We start from the raw sequence: 7,188 nt of genomic DNA, 5'->3' as shown, positions 1-7,188 counted from the left end.
CTGCGCGCGCCTCCGGTCGGGCTACGCCCGCCCTCCGCCGCACGCAGCGCAAGGCCATCTTCAACAAACCAGCATCATATTATCCGAAAAGGGGGTCCCTCTTCGACGCCGATCGGGGGTCCCTTTTGAACGCCGTTTGACAGTGGAGAACTACGCCGACCGGCTGCACGATGACATTGAAGGGCAATTGACACTGCCTGATTTCGCGCCGGTCAGCCGTCCTGCCGTTACGAGCCAGGGAAGCGTCCGCGCGCGTGGACCCAGTGGCGGCGGTGGATCAGGCAGTCTTGGCGCTGCTCCTGACACCGCGAGGATCAGCGAAGAAGTCCGCGCGGCGCAGGCGCGGGGCCGTGGCCGGATCGGTCAGTCCAGGGGCAATCTCGACGCAGTCACCCGCGGAGCCAAAGGGGCAAGCGAGGAGGCGGCCGATGAGGTAAAGGAGTGGTAGGATCAGAGGATCAGATCGTTGATGACAACGAACGTCGCAAAAGCAGATAGGCCGACAAAGATTGTGATCAACTTGATACGACCCCAAGGATCGGCCCAGGTCTTCTTCCACGTATACGCAGTCAGGCGATTTTCCGCGATGGCCCGGTCGATCTCTTTGAGACCCTTCCAGTCCTCGCCCGCAACCGGGTCGTCAGATGACTTCAACATAAGGCACCTTTTCAGCAGGCAGGCTGTTCCAAAATCGCTGCATTATCGCAGATTTTCGGGCTCAATGCAGCGATTCTGACACATAAAAGCGTGGTCGCCAAGCAAAGCTTTAGCGACGCACCGCCCCGTTACCAGTGTCCCGAACGAGTTTTTCGACCTCAAGCCAAAGCCCCAAACCGCTTACTCAAAAAGGCTTGAACTTCGCTCAACGGCATCTCAGGCGATGAGTTGCCGCTGCGAACGTAAAGCTTCTCAGATTTCAGCCCATTCTTGTCGGACACCGCAATAACGACGGCGGCATCGGCAGGATTTACGTCGATCTGGCAAATCTCGACGCCTGTCACCTCGGGAAATGAAATCTTCAGCTTGGACGCAGTGAAATTCTGCCCAAACGATTGGCCGAAGAGATTGCGGAGGTGAATTTCAAATCGATCTTTGTCGGCGTCGCCGAGGCAGGCGAAGTCGTGTTCCAACCCAACGGAGTCGCCATTATCGGAAACGCCGATGAGTAGCGTACCGCCGTTAAAGCTGTTCGCGAATGCCGCGATAGTTTTTACAACGACTCCTTCCAGCTCCTTGTTGACCCGTCCTTCTTTGACATCCCAACGAAGGGTTTGTTTGAACTCCAATTCTTCGCTCTCGCCTTCCGCGATCATCTCCTCCAGCGTGATTGGAACGTCGGAGACCGAGAGATCGGTGATCGAGTTGAGGAAGGTGTTAAGCTCGGCCGCCAACATCTCCCGGCGGGCCTGCAGGAAACGTTCATAGTTCTCCAGCTTCCAAAGGTCCGGATCTGCCGGAATACATTGGCGAGCTAGAGCTTCTGGGTTGTTCGCTGCGACTTCTGCGAGGTAAGTCTCGGCAGTCGTGGCACTCTTCGTCCGATTGGCGATCTGAGACAGAATGGCCCGGTTGGTGATCTCTTGCGCCAATGCATATTTGATGCGGTTCTCGGTCCCGTAGCCCGCAGCTTTGAGTTTGGAGAATGGGAAGATGTGATCGTTCTCCAACGCATATTTTTTGCCCATCGGCCGCGCCAGCTTGATGCCCGTCGTGAAACAGGTCGCGCCCTTGCTTTTGAAATACCAGCGCATCATCGGGTAGAGCGGGTGCGAGATTGCCCTTCCGACAAATTCGTCAGGGCTGATCTCCAGAGAGCGCTCATCCTTGATGATCTGAAGGAGATCATCAAACGGCTGCGAGGAATCCTTCACGACCTTTAGGTCGCGGTCCAGCTTTTGCGGCAACTGGCTGACATATCGAGCGCGAATTTGCGCATAAAAGAACCATTTGACGACCTTGCGGATTTGCAGGTCAGACAGATGGCCATCGAGCTGATAGCAATAGGCGATTATCGGAATGAGGGCATAGATCGAGTTGATCTCATCCGTGTGGTCGATGAACGCATGCGACTGCATAATGTTCGCGACATAATCGAGCGTCTGCGATTCGAGTTTTTGCCATGCGGCTTGGATCGGGCCGTCATTGGCCTGGTCGTGCAAGAAGCGCATGTTGGAACCGGAATGGTACAAGCACGCGAGCAACGCATAAACGATGAAGTCTAGCTTGAAGGAGAAGCCTCGGGTCTCAAGCTCGGTCAACTTGGCTTTGAACGTATCGCGCGCTTGCGGCCAATAGCCAGAGATCTGCGCAAGTGCGAGCTCCGCTTCCGTGAGCGATACGCCGCTGGCATTCACCTTGTAGAAGATGTCAATCGCTTCGCGGATGCTCGCCTTGACCGGAATTGTCTGCTCAGGGAACTCGCGATCGAGAATGTTCTCGATCGCCTTGACGTTGTCATCGATCAGATCGTCGCGTTCGCGCGAGACAGTTTCGCCTCGGGCTTCAAGCGAGCGAACTACGTCTTTCGCACGGACCTTGCGCTGGAAAATGTCCGTGACATTCTGCCAGCATGGGTCGTTCTCCATCTTGAGCTTCTTGTAATACTCGAGATCCAGGCTCTCTACGTTTACGTACAAACCCCGCGTATCGTTCAATATTTCCGGTGCCGTGTAGTATGGAGGAAGTTCTCCACGAATAAGCATATAAAGCGTTGTAAGGCGTTGCTGGCCATCCAGCAGGATTCTCACTGCACCTTGCTTCTCATCGTACTTGTGGGGGCCTTTGAGTTCGGGAGGGTTATTTGTCTCCCAGGTCAACATCGTACCAGTAGGATACTCCTTGATCAGAGAATCTATCAGCTGCTTTGCGTCGTCGCGCTTCCACACGTATTCGCGCTGAAAAGCAGGAACGAAGAGCTGCCGCTCATCGAACTTATCAAGTGCCTGACAGATTTTCACCAGAAACTCCTTTGCGAGATTTTATGCGGCATAGCGGCCATCCTTGAGCCGGCGGGCCATGCCGATACCGGCGAGGGCATCGAGCACCGGGCGCACGGTGGCGGCGCGTTTGCCCTTAAAGGCGCGGGCGACATCCTGCGGAGCCAGTGGGGAACCGGCCGTCGACAGGATAGACTGCACCGCGCTGACCTGTTCGGGAAGAGAGCTAGGCCAGGGGATGACATTGTCGGGTAGGACAGCGGCGATCTCGCCAAGGTCGAGCGTCTGGGTGACCGGAGCCTTGTAGTCGGGCGCCTGATACTCGGGTCGCAGCCAGCGGATCAGGCCCTTGGCTTCTTCGGCAGCGCGTTCCTTGTTGAGGGCGACGAGGCGGGTGAGGATTTCCTCATCGGAAATGTCAGCGGGCCAGCCATAGGCTTCGGCGACAAGCGCATTGATAATGTCGTGATGCTGGCGGAGCAGGGTGACCAGCCCGCAATCATGGATGTCGCGCTCAGCCTCGGTTAGCGCGCGACCTTCCCGCAAGGCTTCGAGCACATTGTAGAGCTTGGTGAGGGTCAGATCCTCATGCTCGGCCAGCACCTGCTTGCGCAGTGCGTCCAGAGCTTCAGACTCGGCGCGGATTTTGTCTTTGAGAGTTTCAAGGACGTCGGCGGGGAACGGGAAAGGCTCGAAGCAAGTCGTGTTATTATAGACGGGGTCGTTGCCAACACCTTGCCGGCCACCAGCGGCGTCAGACCAAAGCGTATGGATCCGACTTGAGAGTATGCCCAAGTGGAAGGCATCCTCGGTCGCAACGCCACGAATCTTCTGGTCTGGTAAAACGGCCGAATGGAGAAATGTGAACCAACGGTGCTTTGAGGTTTCGGTGGTTGCCAAGTAGCGAGATTGTCCTTGAAGGGCTGCTCGCATACCCGGTCGCGGCTTAGCGAAGAGCCACCATTCCGCTGCATACTGCTGCGAGTCCGAGGTGTCGCCTGACCTTGCTGTTCGACCATCTTTGACGCGATTCAGCACAAACTGGAAAAGTGCAGGTGAAGCTTCACGGGCCTGCGCTTCGTCAAGTCCAAAGTAGTCTATGATAAAGCCGGGTGCCTTGTTGTCGGTCAACTCATTACCGACAAGGTAGGTGCGGACGACCGCCGGAAGGTTAAAGAGGTCGCAACCGCATTCCGCCAACTCATCAGCAGAAATCCGGAAGCCCGTACCAGATGGGATAACTCCCATAAAGGAGAGCGCACCGTTGCTCTTTAGTGATCCGCAGTCGGTGATATTGGCCCCGATGGTGAGATTGCTGTGAATTTGACCCAAGCGCGAAATCAAGTCGACGACATTCGGCTGACCTTTCACCTTTCGCTCAGACTTGATCGTCTCAAGGGCGCCTAATCTTCCGCCCTTGGACGCGACCGTCATCGATATGCGCACTTGAGCGGTAGTTTCATCGTCCATCCACGGATGATCAGGAATAGCAAAAGAAAGGTTCAGTGCAGGCCGGCCCCTCAGCCATCGCTCGATAACAGCTCGATTTGTGACCTGTTTGATGCTGTTAGTTGAAACCAGCCCAAAGGCTCTCAAGCTGCCTAACTGCGTAAGTTCGGCGCAACGGTCCCACCAGTACATCACCAAGTCGACACTTTTAGGCACTTTCGGCCAAGCGGCCCGCAATGCCTTCGCGTAATTTTCTCCCAGCCGCTTCCTCATCCGCTTATTGCCAATGAACGGCGGGTTGCCGACAATGAAATTGGCTTTGGGCCATTTCGCCGCGCGCGGCTTCACGTAGCGGTGGACTTCAACCCGCGCCGTCTCGTCGGGGACCTTTTTACCGGTGACGGGGTGCACCTTCATGGTCTCGCCGTCCCAGCGGGTGACGGGCTTTCCAGCTTCATCTAGCTCCAGCACGCGATCATCATAGTCAATCAGCGCGTCGCGGTTCTCGATGGTGCGCACGTCGCGCAGGATCGGCTCGGGCGGGGCGCGATCGGCGCCGTTCACGCGGAAGTGCCATTGCAGATAACCGATCCAAAGCACCAGCTGGGCAATCGCCGCCGCGCGCGGGTTGATCTCGATCCCGAGGAAGTTTTCCGGGGTGATGGTGTGGCCAGTGATTTCGGCGACGTATTGATCGTCGCCCAACTCCACCAGCAGGTCGAGAACCTCGCCTTCCAGCTCCTTCATACGCGCCATGGCGACATAGAGAAAGTTGCCGGTGCCGCAGGCGGGATCGAGCACCCGGGTTTGCGCAAGCCGGGCATGGAACGCCTCGACAAAGGTCTTGGCCTCGCCCGCCTTGCCTTCTTCGATCAGGGTGGCAGCAGCGCCGCGCACGCCGTCCCAATCGGCGCGCAGCGGCTCCATGATGGTGGGGCCGATCAGGCGTTCGACATAGGCACGCGGGGTGTAATGGGCGCCGAGCTTTGCGCGTTCCTTAGGGTTCAGCGCTCGTTCCAGAAGGGTGCCGAAGATCGCGGGTTCAACCTCGGTCCAGTCCTTCTCCGCCGCCTGGATCAGCACTTGCAGTTCGTCAGCGTCCAGCTCGGGCGCGTCGGTTTCCTTGAACAGGTAGCCGTTGAAGCGCTTCACCTGCGTGCGCAGCGCCGGGGCGAACTCACCCTTGTCCATCGCCTTCCACAGCGCGCTGAGCGAGTGGTGCAGCATTTCGGGATTGCCAACGTGTTCGCGCAACAGGGTCTTGAAGCTGTTTTCGGGCAGCAGGACCTTGGTATCTTCCGCAAACATAGTGAACAGAACGCGCATCAAGAAGCCGCTAACGCTCTCGGCGTCATAACCGCGCCCCTCTAGGCGGCGCGATACGGTGGCGAGCAGATCGGCGATTTCGCGCGTGACCTTGGCGGATTGGATCGTGGGATCGAGCTTACTGGGCTCGGTCCAGATGGCGCGTAGGCGTTTGCGAACGTCCTCGTCGCGCAAATCCTCCAGCATGATCCGGTAGCGCGAGCGATCGGGAAACTGGGCATAGGCCTTCCCGGTGCCGGTGAAGTCGGCATAGACCTCGATGCAGTAGCCGATGTCGGCCACCAGCAGGAACGGCGGCCAGCCATGGTCGACCGGTAGCGCCTTGGCATAGCGCTCGGCCTGGCCCTTGGCCTGGACCATGGCCTTGGCCCAACCGGGCGTGCCGCGGCGGGCCGTGCCCCGCTTTACGCGGGCGCTGGCAGTCTGCCCAAAGATGTCCAGATCGTCCTCACCCTTGCCGGCGGCGGCGCGGTCAGCCTCGCTGCCCTGCTTGGCTTCGAGGATGAACATGTCGCGCTTGTAGCAATCGATGCGGCCAAAACTTTGCGTGCCGTCGCCATTGTCCTGAAACACCCGGCGTTCAAACACGTAATCGTTGTGGGCGTCGTCAACCTTGCTGCCATCGGGCGCATCGACGCTGAGCAGGTGGCACAGGCCGTTGATGAAGCTCTGCGTATTGGCGAGCTCACTGCCGCCGGTATCGCGCCAGTGAGCTATAAAGGTATCGATCTGCAGAATTTCTTTATCGCTCATTGCCATCTACGCTCGAGTAATAAGTGAACTACACTTTCGCAACGAACCTGTTTTTAGCTAGGCGACCAAATTGGTCACGCACCCACCCGAAAGCAGGGAACGTCAACGGCGTGCTACAGCAAAGTAGCTTTCTCCAGTCCCAGACACTGCCGCGTTTGAGCGATAGAGGTCACTCGCCTGTGCTGCCGGTGCTGCGCGGAAGTCATACCTCGGCGGGTTGCCCACGATGCGCCAGTACCCGAAACCTTGATCGAGCAAGACGAGGGCCCTGCGTCCGTCTGCGTACTCCAACTCGAGCTTCCGCCCGTGAATGGCGCTTTCGGTAACCTTGAGTGCGACATCAAGACCAAGCTTCTCGCCGAGATACTGCGCCACGTCCTCCCGGTCGGCCTCATGATCCCAGTCGTTGAAAATCCGATATGGCACCCGGTCTTTCTTCAACGGCTGCACAACAACGTCGACTTCGACTGTGTCACCAGCCTTTAGCTCTGCGGCAAGCGCCTCGCAGGTCCGTAGGAACAAAAGCATCGGCAGCGGTGCATTGAGGTAGCGGTCAGAGTAGGAAATTCGGACCAGCTTGCCCGGATGCCAGATCCCTGCGGCCTCCATCTGCTGCTTCAGTTTTGCGCCGAAGCGCTTGCCAAACTGTCCTACCGGGCATTGGCCAAATCCAAGCATGACCTCCACCTTGTCCCCGGGAGCGACTTGGCGCTCGAGATCGTCG

General features: G+C 57.9%; 4 protein-coding genes and 1 pseudogene. 1 reads left to right on the top strand and 4 read right to left on the bottom strand.

Features of this window, described 5'->3' with window-relative positions:
* Positions 1 to 142: 142 nt before the first annotated feature.
* Entirely contained in the window at positions 143 to 448 is a 306-nt protein-coding gene (locus tag AX724_RS23145; protein ID WP_197421639.1) for a hypothetical protein, read from the top strand.
* 2 nt (positions 449 to 450) lie between these two features.
* Here AX724_RS23145 and AX724_RS19520 read toward each other — a convergent pair whose 3' ends face one another.
* The 4 genes and pseudogenes from AX724_RS19520 to AX724_RS24245 all read right to left on the bottom strand — a co-directional run.
* Positions 451 to 657 (bottom strand): hypothetical protein, encoded by a 207-nt coding sequence (locus AX724_RS19520; protein ID WP_066769914.1) that lies wholly within the window; start codon positions 655 to 657, stop codon positions 451 to 453.
* A 158-nt stretch (positions 658 to 815) separates the two neighbouring features.
* Positions 816 to 2,957, bottom strand: coding sequence for a GmrSD restriction endonuclease domain-containing protein (locus AX724_RS19515; RefSeq protein WP_066769913.1), 2,142 nt, complete (start codon positions 2,955 to 2,957; stop codon positions 816 to 818).
* 21 nt (positions 2,958 to 2,978) lie between these two features.
* Positions 2,979 to 6,470, bottom strand: coding sequence for a class I SAM-dependent DNA methyltransferase (locus AX724_RS19510; protein ID WP_066769911.1), 3,492 nt, complete (start codon positions 6,468 to 6,470; stop codon positions 2,979 to 2,981).
* A gap of 96 nt (positions 6,471 to 6,566) precedes the next feature.
* Positions 6,567 to 7,188 (bottom strand): annotated as a pseudogene (locus AX724_RS24245) (DEAD/DEAH box helicase); the annotation flags it as partial.

Origin of the sequence: Sphingobium sp. CCH11-B1, assembly GCF_001556865.1 — a bacterium.
GTDB lineage: Bacteria > Pseudomonadota > Alphaproteobacteria > Sphingomonadales > Sphingomonadaceae > Sphingobium.
The sequence above is the reverse complement of the archived record's forward strand: the minus strand, read 5'-3'. Positions and strand labels throughout refer to the sequence as shown.

What these genes read in the sequence shown, in the direction of transcription:
- AX724_RS19520 (WP_066769914.1), bottom strand. Translation starts at nt 657, where the DNA reads ATGTTGAAGTCATCTGACGACCCGGTTGCGGGCGAGGACTGGAAGGGT.
- AX724_RS19510 (WP_066769911.1), bottom strand. Translation starts at nt 6,470, where the DNA reads ATGGCAATGAGCGATAAAGAAATTCTGCAGATCGATACCTTTATAGCT.